The sequence below is a fragment of the Oceanospirillum beijerinckii DSM 7166 genome (genome assembly GCF_000422425.1).
GTDB classification, from domain to species: domain Bacteria; phylum Pseudomonadota; class Gammaproteobacteria; order Pseudomonadales; family Halomonadaceae; genus Oceanospirillum; species Oceanospirillum beijerinckii.
The window spans coordinates 74,223-91,327 of sequence record NZ_KE383830.1; the positions used below are offsets into that span (position 1 = coordinate 74,223).

Annotated in this window: 11 protein-coding genes; 6 read left to right on the top strand and 5 right to left on the bottom strand. The window is 47.4% G+C overall.

Translation table 11 applies throughout. The annotated features are described in order from the left end of the window. Window positions 1-405 precede the first annotated feature (405 nt). On the top strand, window positions 406-945 hold the full coding sequence (locus H579_RS0121340; RefSeq protein ID WP_028302349.1) for a hypothetical protein: 540 nt from the start codon (window positions 406-408) through the stop codon (window positions 943-945). A gap of 107 nt (window positions 946-1,052) precedes the next feature. On the opposite strand, the gene H579_RS0121345 is transcribed toward H579_RS0121340, so the two are convergent. The 3 genes from H579_RS0121345 to H579_RS0121355 all read right to left on the bottom strand — a co-directional run bounded on the left by H579_RS0121345 (window position 1,053) and on the right by H579_RS0121355 (window position 4,228). Continuing rightward, entirely contained in the window at window positions 1,053-2,375 is a 1,323-nt protein-coding gene (locus H579_RS0121345) for a TRAP transporter large permease (protein ID WP_028302350.1), read from the bottom strand. A 5-nt stretch (window positions 2,376-2,380) separates the two neighbouring features. Continuing rightward, entirely contained in the window at window positions 2,381-3,073 is a 693-nt protein-coding gene (locus H579_RS26960; protein ID WP_245583334.1) for a TRAP transporter small permease subunit, read from the bottom strand. Between the two features lie 132 nt (window positions 3,074-3,205). After that, on the bottom strand, window positions 3,206-4,228 hold the full coding sequence (locus tag H579_RS0121355; RefSeq protein WP_028302351.1) for a TRAP transporter substrate-binding protein: 1,023 nt from the start codon (window positions 4,226-4,228) through the stop codon (window positions 3,206-3,208). 310 nt (window positions 4,229-4,538) lie between these two features. Here H579_RS0121355 and H579_RS0121360 point away from each other — a divergent pair, with 310 nt between their 5' ends. Next, complete coding sequence (locus H579_RS0121360; RefSeq protein WP_028302352.1) at window positions 4,539-5,477, top strand: LysR family transcriptional regulator; 939 nt, start codon at window positions 4,539-4,541, stop codon at window positions 5,475-5,477. A 120-nt stretch (window positions 5,478-5,597) separates the two neighbouring features. Then, the gene (locus H579_RS0121365; RefSeq protein WP_028302353.1) at window positions 5,598-6,095 is read left to right on the top strand and encodes an META domain-containing protein; all 498 of its coding nucleotides are present in this window, start codon (window positions 5,598-5,600) and stop codon (window positions 6,093-6,095) included. 155 nt (window positions 6,096-6,250) lie between these two features. Here H579_RS0121365 and H579_RS0121370 read toward each other — a convergent pair whose 3' ends face one another. Together H579_RS0121370 and H579_RS0121375 are read right to left on the bottom strand one after the other, a co-directional pair. After that, on the bottom strand, window positions 6,251-6,955 hold the full coding sequence (locus H579_RS0121370) for a response regulator (protein WP_036567114.1): 705 nt from the start codon (window positions 6,953-6,955) through the stop codon (window positions 6,251-6,253). Window positions 6,956-7,004: 49 nt separating this feature from the next. Next, the gene (locus H579_RS0121375; RefSeq protein WP_157834683.1) at window positions 7,005-8,426 is read right to left on the bottom strand and encodes an ATP-binding protein; all 1,422 of its coding nucleotides are present in this window, start codon (window positions 8,424-8,426) and stop codon (window positions 7,005-7,007) included. Window positions 8,427-8,910: 484 nt separating this feature from the next. Here H579_RS0121375 and H579_RS0121380 point away from each other — a divergent pair, with 484 nt between their 5' ends. From H579_RS0121380 to H579_RS26970, 3 genes are read left to right on the top strand one after another with little or no spacing between them, the layout of a single operon-like run. After that, window positions 8,911-10,824, top strand: coding sequence for a hypothetical protein (locus H579_RS0121380; protein ID WP_157834684.1), 1,914 nt, complete (start codon window positions 8,911-8,913; stop codon window positions 10,822-10,824). Further along, the gene (locus tag H579_RS28225) at window positions 10,821-14,333 is read left to right on the top strand and encodes a response regulator (RefSeq protein WP_051228151.1); all 3,513 of its coding nucleotides are present in this window, start codon (window positions 10,821-10,823) and stop codon (window positions 14,331-14,333) included. Before H579_RS0121380 ends, H579_RS28225 begins: the two co-directional genes overlap by 4 nt. Continuing rightward, the gene (locus H579_RS26970) at window positions 14,323-16,902 is read left to right on the top strand and encodes an EAL domain-containing protein (protein WP_051228153.1); all 2,580 of its coding nucleotides are present in this window, start codon (window positions 14,323-14,325) and stop codon (window positions 16,900-16,902) included. The genes H579_RS28225 and H579_RS26970 overlap by 11 nt, the downstream gene beginning before the upstream one ends. The last annotated feature ends 203 nt before the right edge of the window (window positions 16,903-17,105 follow it).

The following is a 17,105-nucleotide window of genomic DNA, read 5'->3' on the forward strand; positions in this document are numbered from 1 at the left end:
GCGTCAACAGAACCGGGTCTGGTTAAGCGATGATTTTCTCTGATATAAGGTAAGGATAAATCTTTGAGATTCAAAGCTCTGTTCAGTTGATTCACTGCTTCTGCTGAGTTAATGCTGACAGGTAAACTCAAGGCTCCGAGGTCGCTTATTTCGGGGCTTGCATACATTCTGTTACTGATGAATGTTGTAAGAATTACAAAAAATTCAGATAAAAGATTAAAGTATTGGCTCAGTCCTTCCGATATAAACCCCAAAGGCGCACATGTTTTTCCAGGTTTTTCCTTTGTTTATAGCGATTCGTGTGTGTTTTTACTGTTTTGAGACTTGGTTCTCACTTGTCAGAGATCAAGTAGAACTTTACGACTCCCGGTGAGTCATAAAGGCGGGTAAGAAAGGGGTAGGTCTATGGATTTCAGAATATATGCCAGAAGTAAAATGGCAGCGGACAGTTACAACTCTACGGTTGAGCGCGCCCCTGGTATGGATTTTTCGCAGATCCTAAGCCACTCCGTTGCAGGTCAAGGTCGTCAGGGTGAGTCTGATAAGTACAAAGACAGAGCTTTTGATGTGCTGCGTGAAAAGTATAAAGACCGTTCTTATGAGGCTTATCGCCCGGTTGGAATTAAAGATCTGCCGCCGGAAGATGCTCAGTTGTTTCATCAGGTGCGTATGCAGTACGGTATTCCTGTTGCCCCTGTAGAGCTGGTGTTTGATACAGAAGGCGACCTGCTACTTCCGGCAGATTATCCTTTTGCGCCTCAGATGAAAGCAGCGCTGGATGCTCACCCGGAGTTAAAGCAACGTATGCTGGAGCGCAGTGCTCAAACGATCCACTTTGATGAGGTGAAAGACGCGCTGTCATTTGAAGATATGGATAACGATGAGCTGGCCAGAGCGCGTTTTGAAGAGATGGTGTTAATGACCAAGGCGAGACAAAGTAACTGACCTCCAAAGCTGGTATAGGTTTTCAAAAGAAACGGCCCGATAAGCGAACTTATCGGGCCGTTTTGTTTTGGTTATATCGTTTGGTTGTATCTTGCGAGGTAAAAGTCTTAACCCATTACCATATTCGGCAGCCACAGCACGATCTCTGGGAATACCATACACAGAATCAGCACAGATAGATTAACCAGAATAAACGGTGTCACTGATTTGTAGATTTCGCCCATCGTCACGCCTGCTGGCGCAATGCCTTTCAGATAGAAGAGGGCAAAGCCGTAGGGTGGGGTTTGTACAGCGATGAGGATATTGATGATCATCAGTACGCCAAACCAGATCGGATCGTAGCCCAGTGACACCGCAATAGGTGTAAACAGTGGGGCGCACATGAGCACGATAATAAACTCATCAATAATAAAGCCCAGCAGCAGCATGATCAGCTGGAACATGATGATGATCATAATCGGTGGCATATCCAGACCTTCGGTAAAGCCTGCCACCATATTCTGTACCCCCATCAGCAAGTGGAAATTACTGAATACCGAGGCGCCGAAGATGATCCACATAGCGACACTGACCAGAATACCAGTCTGAAAGCCTGCTTCAGTAAACATCTTCCATTTAAAGCGTTTAAATACGATTGCTAACAGGATTGCACCGGCAACACCAATGGCACCGGACTCCGTCGGTGTGGCAATACCTGTGATAATACTGCCCAAAACGGCAACAATCAGCAGCATAGAAAACAGACCGTCGCGAATGATTTTGAATTTCTCATTGGCGGGTAGCTCTGGGGCTTGCTCCTGCTCGTGATCCATGGGGGCACGATCCGGGTTAAGCCAGCAGCTGATAATCACATAAGCGATCAGCATTACCACCGTCAGCAGGGCAGGCATCATGGCACCCAGGAACATACGGCCGACAGAGTTTTGCGTTGAAGCCGCAAACATAATCATAGGAATGCTGGGCGGAATCAAAATGCCCAAGCCACCACCGGCCATAATCACACCCAATGCCAAGCGTTTGTTATAACCTCTTTCCAGCATAGGGCGCAGGGCGATACTACCGGAGGTCATAATACCGGCACCGATAATACCCACCATAGCACCGATCATAGAGCAAACACCGATCACGCTGATCGCCAGAGAGCCCCGTAAACGACCGACAATCATCTGACTGAAGTTAAACATGGCGTCTCCAATGCCTGATTTAGTCAGCAGTTGTCCCATATAGATATAGAGGGGGATCGCCAGCAGGATAAAGCTGAAGTAAGTGGATTCCAGTGTGGTAGGAATAATATTAAACAGGCTATCACCCCAGGTGAGATAACCCACACCCATGGCAATACCCCCCAATGCCAAACCGACCTGAGCACCCAGAGCAAAAAAGATCAGAATACACAGCAGCAGAACAGCGGTAAGCATTTCAATTTCCATCATGGCTATTCTCCTGTTTTGTCAGATGTAGTGGTGTTAGATTTTGGGGCGCTAGCGTCCGAGGGTGTTGACTTAGATATATCCGTTTCTATTTGAGAACCATGTTCTTCTTCATCGTGATGGTGCTTGTCTAACACTTCCGGCAGCAGGGCATTGCCTGTGATCAGGAAAAACAGCTCTTCCAGCATATCCCGGGCAAGTTGAGCGATAAAAAGTGAACTGGCGATCATCATCATGATCCAGAAGTGGAACATAGGTGGGGCCCATTCACTCTGACGGCGATAGTCAAACTCGATGGCTTCATCGTATTTTTCCAGGCACATCATCAGTACCAGATACAGAAAGAAAATACCCAACGACCAGGAGATCAGATTGAAAATAGCGCGTCCCTTGGGGTGTACGCTCAGATAGAGAATATCCACGTTGATATGGGCACGTTTCTGCTGGGCATAGGCACCGCCTAAAGCTGCAATATAGCCGAACAGAAACAGAGATAGATCAAAAGCCCAGATGGTCGGGCTATTGAGGATATAACGGGAAAACACTTCAAACACGACGACACCCGCCAGTACCGGCATTAAAAATGCCGAACCTTTGTCGCAGAGCATGACCAGAGTATCAACGCTCCGACACAGTGATCGCAGGATAGGGGTAACCATAATCACACCTTTCAGATAAAACAGTTGATATTGATTCACCACTGAACCGTCATACTGACTGGGGAATCAATTATCAAATCAGTGAAACAGGGCTTAAAAATCACAGCAGGGTAAAACGAAAAAACCAGACAGAATGTTGCCCTGTCTGGTTTTGGTCAGCTAACCGGGTTGTTACTGATTGGCTTTCAGAATATCGATCAGCTGTTTGCTGTACTTATCTTTAGCTGCGTATTCGTCCCACAGGCTGGCACCGGCGGCTGCCCAGGCTTCTTTATCGGCTTTGCTTGGCTGAGGGCTCCACTTCAGACCTTTGCTTTCCATTTCGGTCACAGCCTCTGCTTCCCATTGGCGGGACAGGCGCAACTGATCGGCCGCATGAGTCTCAGTGGCTTCTCTTACCACTTGTTTCAGATCATCCGGCAGCTTTTTCCACGCTTTGCGGTTCACTACGATAGGCAGTACCTGAGCACCGGCCAGTGGCAGGCGGTACATATATTGAGCGACTTCAACGTGGTTACCGTCTCTGTGGTCGATCATATTACTGCCAATGGAGCCATCGATAACGCCAGTAGCCAGGCTGGTGTAGATTTCACTCCAGGACAGGGTTACAGGGGAAGCACCCAGATTACGCAGGAACTTACCGTAAGCGCCCGGAGCACGAATTTTCAGGCCTTTAAAGTCTTCAATAGAGTTGATCGGTTTTTTGGTCAGGACATAAACCGGTGGTTGGATGTAGGGTTCCAGCCAGGTCATGCCTTGTGAACCATAGGCTTGGGTCAGTACCTTATCCCAGTCTTTATCGTGGAACAGGCTCTTCAGTTCGTCAGGGTTGTCAGTGCCGCCTGGCAGACCGATCTCAACCACACCGGCAGGCAGCTCACCGGCATGCATGGGTTGGAAAGGTGCGCCCATAGTCACCAGACCGGATTTCACAGCGCTCAAAAGGCCACTGGTACCGACGCCTTCACCAGAGTACAACACCTGAACTTTAATACGACCTTCAGAGTTCTTTTCGATGTTTTTTGCCAGGCTTTCGTACACTTCACCAAAGGCGGTTCCGCGACTATAAAGATTGCTGAAGCGCCAGTTGTGCTCTGCGGCATGGCTTTCTGCTGCTACGGCAGATAGCCCCATGGCTACTGCCAATGTGCTGACAGACAGTGTCTTCTTGATACGACTTAGAGTCTGAAACATATCATCACCTATGTTTTATATTTTTCTTATGCTGTTCTTTTAGTTGTGTACTTTTTGAAACGCATTGGCCAAATGCAGGGGCATGATTTCAGAACTGTCTGGTCAGATAAATCAACGCATCTCTACCTATAGGTTTGAGTTTTTTTACATATACAGCGGTTACGTCAGCGCCGTTGACAGCTGCTCTGGAATCATTGAGCATCAGTGCTGATTCGCGGCATTTTGTTATCAATGCGAGGCATTATCTGGGAAATGCTTTAATTCAGACAATTTGCTTTTATCCCGGCAGACAGTGTTTCGAGACAGGCAGATGAAAAAACTCTCACTTGGTCAGATCAGTGATTATGAAATTAAGCAGTTGAAGGTCTTTAAGACGGTGGTGGAGTGTGGTGGTTTCAGTGCGGCTGCGGCTGAGCTTAATATCAGCCGCCCCACCGTCAGCAACCATATCGCCAGCCTGGAGAGCCGACTGGGAATGACACTCTGTAAGCGGGGGCGCAGTGGCTTTATTCTGTCTGCTGAAGGGAGTGTGGTTTATGAGCAAACCAATCTGCTGTTAGATCAAATGGATCAGTTTCGAAATACCATTAACAATTTGGGTGATAGCCCGAATGGTGTTTTGCGTATTGCTTTGAGTGATACCTTTAGCACAGATCAACGGTGCAAAATACCGGAAATATACAGTAAATTCTGCAAACTGGCGCCAAATGTGACCCTTAAGGTTGAGGTTGAGCATATGAGCGATATGGAGCGTCAGATCCTGAATGATCAGTTGGATCTGGCGTTTATTCCCTATCATAGAAAGCTGGAAGGCTTGCACTATATTCACTTATTTACCGACAATAACTATCTGCATTGCGGCCAGGGTCATCCTTTCTTTGACCTGGATGAAGACGACATCAGTATTGATATAATTAATAAGGCGAAACTCATTCACGCGGGCCTGCAACCTCATGAAGAGATCTATCAGAATCTTTCCCAGATGAATCTGTCCGGCTCCTCCTATCATTATGAGTCCCGCATCGGGCTGATCTTGTCCGGTGAATATATCTGCTTCCTGCCGGAGGAAGTGGCGAGACCCTATGTTGAAGGCGGGCAATTAAGAGTTTTCGGCCGGGATAAAAAGCATTTTGCTTTGGGGGCTGCGGTAATCTTTAAACACAACCATAAGCCTAATCGAGCTAAAGAGCTTTTTATTCGTGTGATTCAGGACTGTTTCTCCGGCGCGGTGATGCAGGCACCGTATTAGGCCTTTACTCCTCAGCCGGTGATTACGTTATATTTGAAACCTACATTTCGTAAACAAACCAAAAACACAAGATTTAACCCTGCTCGTTAAGATTTATCCTCAAATGATGAGGAGTTTGTGATGAATAATTATGGTTTGTTGACATCGTTACTGACACTGTTTGTCTGGGGCTGTAGCAGTGATGGTCAAACAGGGCAGATAGTGGATGAGCAATTTGATCCGTTATCTCAACACTCTGATGAGGTGCTACTGGCCTTGCAGAATAAGGACTGGCAGCTGGTTTCTTTCGGTTTAAGTGAAGAGCCAAAAATCGGTTTAGTTGAAAATTCATCCTATCATCTACAATTTGATCACTCCGGTGAGGCTTTTGGTTCCTTGGACTGTAACCTGTTCTCTACCCCTTATACGGCAGACAATAAACAGCTAACTTTCACAGCTATTGCGGCGACGGAGATGGCTTGTATCGGCATGGGGCAGCAAGGTTACCGGGCTCAGGAAAGCTTTATTATCAATGCCTTAATGTCAGCAGTGTCTTATGACGTGACAGAGACTACTTTGATTATCACAGCCAGTGATAGTTCTCAGTTAGTGTATGAATATGAAGAAACAGACTCTTGATGTGTGCGTATGTCATGGAGTTTTACATTTTGGCTGATTTCTATGGTCAGGTTTGTCTCAAAAGCTTGTTTACTTCGAGTGGCTTAGCGTTTGTTCTGGCGCATGGAGAAAGGGTTGTTAATCAACCTCTTTCTCATGTTCTTGTAGGATAAAGTTTAGGCTGTTTTGACCTCCAGTTTATAGCCAACGCCATAAATGGAATGGATCACATCCAGGTCGGGGAGAGCGTTTTGCAGCTTCTTACGTACATTTTTAATATGGGTATCTATGGTTCGGTCGGATACCATACGGTAATCATCGTAGATGATATCCAACAGGTCATTGCGACTGAAAACAATCCCCTGGCGCTGTAGCATATGGCTGAGCAAACGGAACTCTACAGGGGTAAGATCGAGCTCTTTTTGTCGCACACAGACCGTCATCTTATCTGCATCCACCGTAAACAGAGTACTATTGTCGCCTTTTTTTTCCTGGACAGCTGTGTCCGGGGTCGTCCTGCGTAAAATGGCTTTAACCCGAGCGACCATCTCTCGATGACTGTAGGGTTTACAGACATAATCATCTGCACCTATGTCAAGACCGCGCAGGCGATCGGCCTCTTCGACTTTGGCCGTTGCCATAATGATAGGTACATTGGAGTTTTCGCGGATCTGGCGGCATAGAGTAACGCCATCGGTGCCAGGTAGCATCAGATCCAGAATGATCATATCGGGGCTGCTACTTTCCAACCAAGGCATCACCTTATCGCCGTGGTACAGGCAGTGAGCCTCATAGCCTGCCTGTTGCAGATACTCTTTTAGTACTTGTGCAAGTTTCTCTTCATCTTCAACAACAAGAACCTGTTGAGTTGAGTCCATCATAAGCGCTTGAATCCCTGGTTAATCTGGCTCAGGTGTTTCCTGAGCGTAATTAACTGGCATTTTGCGGTAAGTAGATACTGATTTTCAAGCCGCCCAGATGACTTTGAGAAGCAGAAACCTTACCACCGTGAGCCTCAACGATATTCTTACAAATCGATAAACCCAGACCGGAACCGCCCACAGAACGGCTACGGGATTTGTCCACGCGATACAAACGATCAAAAATACGGTTAAGGGAGTCTTCCGGCACTCCGGGTGTACTATCTTCAATAATCAGCAAGACCTGATCCTCCTGTGGTTGCAATGAAAGCAGGGTTATACCGCCACTATCGGTATAACGCAGGCTGTTTTCCAACAAGTTGGTGATCAACTGGGTTAAACGTCGGGCATCGCCATAGACAATAAAGCTCAGTTTACGATTAGCATTTAGCTCCAGTGTTAAACCTTTTTCTTCCAGGCGGGGAACGAAAGGAATCATCAGATTACAGATGATTTTATAGAGATCTACCTGCTGACATGAAAGCTCTAAAGCGCCCTGATCGGCCAGTGATAATTGATGCAGATCTTCTACCAGTTGGCCCAGCCCCTGTACGTCACTGTACAAGGAATTAATACGTTCAGGTGTAGGTTGGCGAATGCCATCAAGCAGCGCTTCAATTTCGCCACTCAGTACAGCAATAGGTGTACGTAACTCATGGGATATATCTGAGATCCACTGTTTTCGTAGCCCTTCAGTGCGTTTTAAGGTAGCTGTCATTTGATTAAAGTCACGGGCCAGTTGTGCTAGTTCATCTTGCCCTTTTACATCGACCTGGTGTGAGTAATCCCCCGAAGCGACCCGCTTAGCACCATAAGCGACTTTATGAATAGGGCGAAGAAATTGGCGTGCCAGCAAAGCGGCAACGCCAAGGGCCAGTATCAGTATAGCGGCAGCGATCAGATAGGCGCTTTCCTGTTGTTGCTGCAGAAAGCTGCTGGCGAGTTGATCGGTTTCTAACTGGAAGCCTTCAAGCCCGATCCAGCCAACGGTTTCGTTGTCTACTTGTATCGGCAACCAGTGCTTGATCTTCTCTCTGGGTTTTTTAAACAGTATTGGGTTTCTGTTTTGATCGTAAATAGCCAGGCGGATATCAAAACCGGGTCCAGCCTGAGCACCATTAAAACCATTACTCTCTATCATCGGGTCCGGTCTGGGAGGTTTTCTGTGTGTTCTCTCGTCATTTTCCGGTGGGACGCCATTTCTTGGCGGGCGGGGTCTTCTAGGACTGTCGGCAAGAGGAATACCTGCTGCTCGCATAGTTTTACCCCAGACATAGTAGTTTTCTTCCATAAAGTACCAGTCACCTTCTTCCTGATACTCTTGAGAAAACAGTTCGGCTACTTTCTCTGCGCGAGAGATTTCACCCTGCTCCAAGTAATCGATAAATCCCTGCTGGAACGACCAGTTGGTCACCATTAGCGTCAGTAGCACTGTAGCTACTAAGGTGCAGAGTAGTGCTAGTAGGAATTTGGTGAAAATTCGCGATGGTGCTCGAGATAACAAAATCAGAACATCCTTTTGCTGCGGTAATATGGAGCCTGCTAGAGAAAGTAGTCTTAAACTGACCGTTCAGTATAACGATAAAAGCCAAATAAGGAGTAAATATGAATCTTAGTTTAGAGAGGCTTATTTCCATGCTCTTTGAGACGTATAGAGTCATGACAAAGTTAGTGTTTTTATACAATACAGACTTGCTTTCCTGGCAGAAACTTTCATAATAGCTTAGCTAAATCTTATATAAGTATATAAAATGCAAATTTCTGGCTGCAGCTGCGGATGACAAGTTGACTTAAAACCAGAAAGGCTAACTTCTGATGATTAAAAGGCTGATTTGATGCTACCCCACAGCATTTATACAGTCTGCAGACCCCGTATACCTGCAAAATGGACTTTTGTACTGGGAACTGTTGCCTGTTTGTTTATTCTTTCTGGCTGGCCTACGCTAGCTGAAGCCCGTTTTATCTCACCTGCCAAAACACCCCAGGATAATTTTGTTCTTGCGGAACAGATGAAGCAAGATGTTTACCTGTTGCAGGAACTGGAGCAAAGAGAGATTCTGCATCAGCAGTTGCCGCCTGTTGATCCGAAACAACCGCGCCACGTGTATCAGAAAGCGTTGGAAGTCCTGGCTAAGGTCAATCGCTACCGTCACATTAAAGGCATGGGTGAGATCGTCATTCCCCATTACCCTGCCCGACAGATCACCCCGGATGAAGTCTATGATCTAGTGCTGTCTGTACGGGATGAGATTCGGTTATTGTTACCTGAGCCGCCGCCTCAGGTGTCTGCGCCTGAACGGATTGAGCGTCATATTACACCGACTGATGTATATGCTAACTTATGGCAAGTCTCCCTGGCGTTTGATCCCTTGTTGGGTGTGCGTGGTTTTACCCCCAACGATGTTTATCAGCAAGCGGAGTATATTGTTCAGCAGATTGATTTTTTACGCCTGAGCCAAAATAAGGCGTTACATTTGAAAAAACCGGAGAAAACTCAGGGCAAACACCCTAACCATGCTCTTCAGGCCGCGTACAAACTGCAGAATAAGATTGCCCAGGCGCAGAAAAACCTCTGGATGCCTGCACCAGAAAGGGCCCCGGAAGTACCTCGAAGAGTGATTAGTCCAACAGACGTATACGATGCTCTACAGGTCGTTATTGCTGAACTGCAGCGTATCAAATATCGTCTGGGGGTCGATCGGGAATTGCCCCTGCCTCCCTTACGCAAAAACAAAACCCCGGATGATGTGATTCAGCTGCTGGCTTACGCTGAAAAGCTACTACCTGTTTTTGGCCTCCAAAGTGCTTTATTTCAGTATGACAATGTCGCTTTAGACAAAACCCCTAATGATACCTATCTTGTTGCCAGTCGAATTCTTCATGCCATGGAAGCGCTGAATAAAGCCCGGGGGGCCAGGGCTGAAGCGACAGAGCTGGTGTTGAACCAGAGCATCGCTCCCCGTCATGTCTTTCAGATCACTCGGCATAATCTGAAGACGGCTGATCTGTTACGCCGTGAACTGGGTCTGGCGGCAACAGCCATTCCTCATCCGCCACTGCGTGAAGTAAGCCCTAATGATGTCTATCAACTGATGTTACGTTTAGAGCAGGAGCTGAAATTGCACTTTAAACGTCTGAGTTTCACTTATTCAGAAGTGGATATTCCGTTGGTGGAAAATAAAACACCACAGGATGTGTATCGTAAAATGTGGCAGGTTAAGACGCAGCTGGATCTTCTGACAAGTCAGCATCTGGTAAACACTCAGGATTTGTGGTCTCAAGGTGTTGAAATCGTCCGGGCCCTACAAAGTATCTATCTGCATCTTGACCGGGAATTTGTGCTACCGGATGAGATCACTGATGCTGGTTCAGACAGTACTTATCAGCTTAATGATGCTAATCCACGTTTGAACCATGCTTATACCCGCTTGAATCGCGCCAATAAATCCCTGATTAAGGCTGATATCGGTAGTGTTATGCTGCAAAGCCGTACACTGTTGCGGCTGGTGGGGGAGATTAAGAAGCGAGGGGGATGTTTTAGCCCCATGCCGCCGGACTACTTTCTGCCTGGCAATCTTAATCAGGCCGACCTTTATGCCAATCTGAATCTTATTCATGATGAGTTGATTGCCTTGAAGCCTCATCTGGGAATTTTTCGTTCAGACTCAGGCCGTTACTCATCTGAACAGATTGCTGAGACAGGCATAAGACTGCAGTTAACACAGAGCTTGCAGGCAGGTGATCAATACAGTGAGATGCTACAGGTGTCTCTACTGTTACATGAGCTGGAAAAACGACTGAAATTTATGCTAATGCCGGAACCGCTATGAATCGACGATTGCTTTATTCACTGCCGGTAAAAATTGGTTTCTTTTCTCTGGTCATCAGTCTGATCGGAATGTTGTTGATCGGTATGATCAGCTATAACAGCTCTGCTGACCTTCTGGAACAACAGGCGCTGCAAGGTCTGGGGCAGGATCTGGAGCGGGAAGAGTCTCTGATGCTGGAGAAGATCAGAACACTGAGAGATGATATCGATCTGCTGGGTCAAAGTAATGCGATTTCAGGGGTTGTACGGGCCAAAGAGGGTGGCGGGTACGATGAACAGGAGAATATGACGTTGTCTATGTGGCGACAGCGTTTTCTGACGGTTGTTCATACTGTCATACGTCAGCGTTCGGCTTATCAATCCATTCAGCTACATTTACTGGATGAGACACAGCCGCTACTGCACATTGAGCGTAACGGTGAGATTGTGCTGGATAAAACTCAGATTTTTAATCCAGACCAGGGTGATTTTGCCTGGGCCAGAAAACAGCTGTTGGACAATAATCAAGAGCAGATCTGGGTCAGCGATCCCAAGCTGCTAAAATCTGCCGGTCAGATTGTTTATCCCCCTAAGTCAATTTTCTATGCCGGTCAGCTGATCTATGACCACTACGGTATTGCGGCCGGTGTGCTGATCATCCAAGTGGATTTCGATAAAATCACGGCTAATCTGCGCCAGGGTTCCGGGCAGGTCAGCTATTTTGCCGCCAATATGGATGGCCGGTATTTAAGCCATCCTGACCTGGAGAGAAACTGGGCTTACGAACTTAACCCTCAGTTTAATCTGAGCAAGGATTTCCAGGAGCTGGCGGGCAGTGATGTTACTATTTTTAATCCCGCTACTAACGGGAATGGACAGAACGCCTTAGAGTTGGAATCCCATGATATGGGACTGGCGCTCAGGCGCCTGCCTATGACACGCTATGGTTTAAGTCAGGATATCATTATCGGTGCTATCACTGATCTGGAATATCTGAGCCATGAGTCCGCCGGGTTGTTTAAGCGCATCACTCTAATGATGCTGGTAGGGGTATTACTCCTGGTGCTGGCCTCAATCGTATTGGCTTACCATATCACTAAACCTTTACTGCGACTAAAAGCCGCTGCAGATAAAATCACTGCCGGGGAGAGGAGTACCGACATCCCGGTACAAGGTGACGATGAGATTGCATCCCTGGGGCAATCGATCCAGGCGATGCTGGAGCATCTGAACCAATCCCAGCAGGATCTGGCGGATGCTAATAGCTCGCTCGAACAAAAGGTTGCCTCCCGCACTCAGGAGCTGGAAAAAGCGTTAGAACAGGCAAATGAAGCCACTGTTGCGAAGGCGCAATTCCTGGCCACCATGAGCCATGAGATCCGCACGCCCTTAAATGGCGTACTGGGCATGACAGAGCTGGTACTGAATACCCCGCTGAATATGTTGCAGCGCCGACATTTGGAAGCCGTCAAACGTTCCGGCGAAACTCTGCTGAACCTATTGAATGATATTCTTGATCTGTCGAAGATCGAGGCAGGCAAGTTTAATATCCATATCGCTGAGTTTAATCCCAATGAGCTGTTGGAAAACTGCGTTTTGCTTTATGCGGATAATGCCAACCGTAAGGGGTTGGAACTCATTCCTGTCACTTTGCCGCGCCTCAGCCACTACCTGAAAGGGGATGCGGATCGTATCAACCAGATTCTGATGAACCTGGTCAATAACGCCATCAAGTTCACCGATAAAGGTGAAGTGGTCGTCAGTGTTGAGATTATCGACGAGCAGGCAGATCAGTTGCTGCTGCGCTTTAAGGTGATCGATACCGGCATCGGTATCTCTGATAGTCAGCGAAAAAAACTGTTTCAGAAATTTGTTCAGCTGGACAGTTCCAGTACCCGTAAATATGCTGGCACCGGTTTAGGTCTGGCAATCTCCCGTCAGCTGGTTGAACTGATGGGAGGAGAGATCAAGCTGGACAGTGATGTGGGTCAGGGCACCCGGATCTGGTTTGATCTGCCACTGCAAAAGGGCGGCCAGTGCTTTGATATCACCGAAGAGCACCAGGCGCTACTGAATCGTACCGCGACATTAATTGTCGATGATAACAGCACTAACCGGGAGCTGCTGCATCATATTGTGATCTCCTGGGGTATGCAGAACGGCTCAGAAAGTCATGCCAAAGCGGCCTTTGAGCGGCTGTTGCAGCGGGCTCGCGAAGGCAACCCTTACCAGATGGTTTTGGTTGATCAGATGATGCCTGATATCAGCGGTCTGGAGCTGGTGCAGATGATCAAGCAGGAGCCTGATCTGGCAGAGCTGAAAATCATTATGCTCAGTTCTATGGATATGGAAGACAGCGAACAGGCGATGGATGCCGGGGTTGACTATTACCTGCGTAAACCATTCCGTCAGTCCGAACTTTACAATGCCATGATCAAGGTACTTACCGGATACAGCCAGGTCTCTCAGTATGATAAGTTTTGTTCTGTTGATGCTTGGGACGGTGCCGCTAAAAGTACGGGTTCTATTGCGAAACAAACGGGTGCATTTGATAAGAGTCAGGCATTGGCGCAACGCTTTGGTGCCAAGTTACTGTTAGTGGAAGATACGCCCGTCAATCAGCAGGTGTCTTTGGGTGTGTTAAGTCAGTTGGGTTTTGAGGCTCAACTGGCTGAAGATGGTGCCCAGGCTGTCGCGCTTTACCGTAAGAGTCACTTTGATCTGATTTTGATGGACATTCAGATGCCGGTAATGGACGGCTATCTGGCAACAGAAAAGATTCGCGAAATCGAGAAGAGGACAGGTGATCGTACACCCATTGTCGCTTTAACAGCTCATGCGATGGGAGGCGATCGAGAGTTGTGTTTGCAACGAGGTATGGATGATCATCTGGCCAAACCGCTGTCAAAAAATAAGCTGATAGACATCCTGCTGCATTGGCTACCGGAACAGGCTGTAAGTGTCCCAAGCCCTTCTGCTGTTAATCCTGTTTCTGAACCTGTTTCTGGGCCTATTGCTGAAAGAAATGTTGAAAGGAATGTTGAAAGGAATGTCGAACGGGTTGTTGAAAGCATCGTTGAAAAAGCCGTAGATAAATCCATTGATAAGGCAGCCTGGAAGCCTGAGGCGGTTTTTGCAGCGCAGGATCATGGGGCGTCGCTTGACAGTCAGCGACCTGTATTAAATGTGAAGATCTTTAAACGCCTGGGTGATGACCTGGGATCTCAGGCGTTAGAGCCTTTGATGAAAACCTTTTCCGGTAGCCTGCCTGCTCTGTTGGAGAGTATTGAGCAAGCCTATGCCAGTCAGGATACTGATGGCTTACGGCGAGCCGCGCACCGTCTCAAAGGCAGCGCCTACAGCCTGGGGGCTGAGCAGGTTGGCTATATGGCTGAGCAGCTGGAACATGGTGCAAAAGATCACCAGCTCCAGTCATTAGAGAAATTAGTAACGCAGCTACCTAAGGCCATCGCTAGTTTGGATGCCGCCTTTACGGATATTGAAATAGAGACGCTTTGCCATGGTGAATAATACTTCGGCTAACCCTCCTGGAGTCCATCATCCACTGATACTGATTGTGGATGATGATCCGGTTTTTTTGCTGATGTTAGAGCAGTTTTTAACCGGTCATCATTATCGTGTTGTGAAAGCTGCGTGTGGTTTGGATGCTATTCGCCTGTTTCAGCAGCATCAGCCGGATGCTGTGTTGCTGGATGGAGACCTGCCAGATCTGTCCGGTGTGGATATTTGTCAGACACTCAAGCAGTTACCAAAAGGTGAGCACACGCCTGTTATCATTGTGACGGCTATGAATGATGAAGGCTTTATTGATCAGGCCTTTAAAGCCGGTAGCAGTGACTATATCACCAAACCGATCCACTGGGCGGTACTGAAAAACCGTTTGAGCCATCTGCTGCAGGTAAACGAAGCAACCAAGGCGTTGAAAATAAGCGAAGCCCGTAAAAGTGCCATTTTGAATGCTACAGCAGATGGTATTATCACGATCAGTGAGTCTGGTCTTGTCGTGGATATGAATCCCGCAGCTGAAGGGATCTTTGATTTACGCTTTGACAGTGGCCTTATCAACCCGGAGGAGCAATCGAAGCTGAACCTGGAGTGCCTGTTACCGGATTTCCATACCCTATTAATAGAGTCTGATGTAGAGTTTGATACTGAGCAGAAATCAGGCGAAGCTATGATGCGTAGTGGGTACGAAAAACAGGGCGGTCATGAAAAACTGAGTGACAGCTCGACAAGTCGTTTGAAGCAGCTTAGAGCAATACGTTATAACGGTCAGCACCCGGAAGGTGAGTTGTTTCCCGTAGAAGTCTCCTGTGGGCGTATCTCTTATTCCAACCCACCGCTTTACACCCTGACCATTCGGGATATCAGCGAGCGTCTGGCCCATGAAGAAGCACTAACCCTGGCCAGTTCTGTCTTTAATAATACCTCAGAGGCGATTGTAATTACGGATACCGGTAACCGCATTCTGTCCGTTAATCCGGCATTTTGTAAAATTACAGGTTTCAGTGAGGAAGAGGTCACAGGGCACTCTCCCTCTTTATTATCCTCAGGTCGTCATCCCCGTGAGTTTTATCATCAGATGTGGCAGCAGCTGGAAACAAAAGGCTCCTGGCAAGGTGAGATCTGGAATCGGCGCAAAACCGGTGAAGTTTATCCCGAGTGGTTGTCGATTAACACCGTAAAAAACTCGGACACAGGTGAAGTGCTGCGTTATATCGGCCTGTTTAGCGATATTACCCAAAGGAAGAAATACGAAGAGGATATCTGGTATCAGGCTAACTATGATGCCTTAACAGATCTGCCGAATCGAACTCTGTTCGCCGCCAAGTTAAAGGAAGCGGTGATCAGACAGAAGCAGGAAGACCGTCCTTTTGCGCTGATGTTTATCGATCTGGATCGCTTTAAAGAGGTGAATGATACTCTGGGCCACTCCTTCGGTGATCTGCTGTTATTGGAAGCGGCACAGCGCCTGCAGCGGGTCGCCGGTAACAACAATCTGGTTGCCCGGCTGGGTGGCGATGAGTTTACCGCCTTGTTTGATCAGGTCAATAATATCAACGAGTTGGAACAGTTTGCGGAAAAAATTGTCCAGGAGTTGAGAAAACCCTTCCATGTGAACGGTGAAGAGCTGAACTATATCAGTGGTAGTGTCGGAATTACGCTGTGTCCCGCGGATGCGGCGGATATGGAAACCCTGCTTAAGCATGCGGATATGGCGATGTATCGTGCCAAGGAAGCAGGCCGCAATACTTACCGTTTCTATACGACTGAAATGAACTCCCATGCGTTAAACCGTATCCGCATGGAAGAAGAGTTGCGACTGGCCATTAAGAAGCAGGAGTTTGTGCTCTTCTATCAGCCCAAGTTAGACCTTAAATCTCAGACGGTGATGAGTGTCGAGGCGCTGATCCGTTGGCAGCATCCGACGCAGGGATTATTAGTACCCGATGAGTTTATCCCATTAGCTGAAGAGAGTGGGTTGATCAAGGATATCGGCATGATTGTGATTGAACAGGCGTGTCGCCAGTTGCGGCAGTGGTGTGACAGCGGCTCTAACATTCAGCGGATCGCAGTTAATATCGCCAGTAGAGAGTTAGAGGCGGTGGACAGTTTCTTTGGCTTCTTTGAGCAGACATTGGCGTGTTATCAGTTATCCCGCGAGCAGATTAAACTGGAAATCACGGAACATCTGCTGATGGAAAAAAACAGCTATGCGATCGATCAACTGCGCAGTCAGCGGGAATCAGGCCTGAAAGTCTCTATTGATGACTTTGGCACAGGTTACTCCTCGTTGAGTTATCTGCAGGTATTTCCTTTGGATGAGCTGAAGATTGATCACTCTTTTATCAGAAATCTTTCATTGGATGAGCGTAATCGCACTTTGGTGCAGGCAATGATCACCATGGGTCATGCTTTGGGTATGAAGGTTGTGGCTGAAGGTGTGGAAAATCAAAGTGAGCTGGATTTTCTGTTGGAAAGTGGCTGTGATGTCGCTCAGGGCTACCTGCTTAGCAGGCCTTTAAGTGCTGATCAGTTGGAGGTCTGGCTGGAAAGTTATCTGGAGCTGGCCGACTGATGCGGTTGGCCTGGCGGTGTTCGTTCAAAGCGCTGTCACGTTAAATCAATCGATTTTTTTATGGTTGACTCATCATATACAGCACTGGCCTTTGAATATTTAGTGTCTTAGCTCAGTCGTTAATCTGTTACTTTTCATATGCTTAACTGTCATATTAGCTTTGTAATGTGTAGTGCATATCGCTCTTGGCGGATTGCTAAGGC

Excerpts from the sequence above, each read along its gene's own strand:
- H579_RS0121340 (WP_028302349.1), top strand. The coding sequence starts at position 406 with ATGGATTTCAGAATATATGCCAGAAGTAAAATGGCAGCGGACAGTTAC.
- H579_RS0121345 (WP_028302350.1), bottom strand. The coding sequence starts at position 2,375 with ATGGAAATTGAAATGCTTACCGCTGTTCTGCTGCTGTGTATTCTGATC.
- H579_RS0121355 (WP_028302351.1), bottom strand. The coding sequence starts at position 4,228 with ATGTTTCAGACTCTAAGTCGTATCAAGAAGACACTGTCTGTCAGCACA.
- H579_RS0121360 (WP_028302352.1), top strand. The coding sequence starts at position 4,539 with ATGAAAAAACTCTCACTTGGTCAGATCAGTGATTATGAAATTAAGCAG.
- H579_RS0121365 (WP_028302353.1), top strand. The coding sequence starts at position 5,598 with ATGAATAATTATGGTTTGTTGACATCGTTACTGACACTGTTTGTCTGG.
- H579_RS0121370 (WP_036567114.1), bottom strand. The coding sequence starts at position 6,955 with ATGATGGACTCAACTCAACAGGTTCTTGTTGTTGAAGATGAAGAGAAA.
- H579_RS28225 (WP_051228151.1), top strand. The coding sequence starts at position 10,821 with ATGAATCGACGATTGCTTTATTCACTGCCGGTAAAAATTGGTTTCTTT.
- H579_RS26970 (WP_051228153.1), top strand. The coding sequence starts at position 14,323 with ATGGTGAATAATACTTCGGCTAACCCTCCTGGAGTCCATCATCCACTG.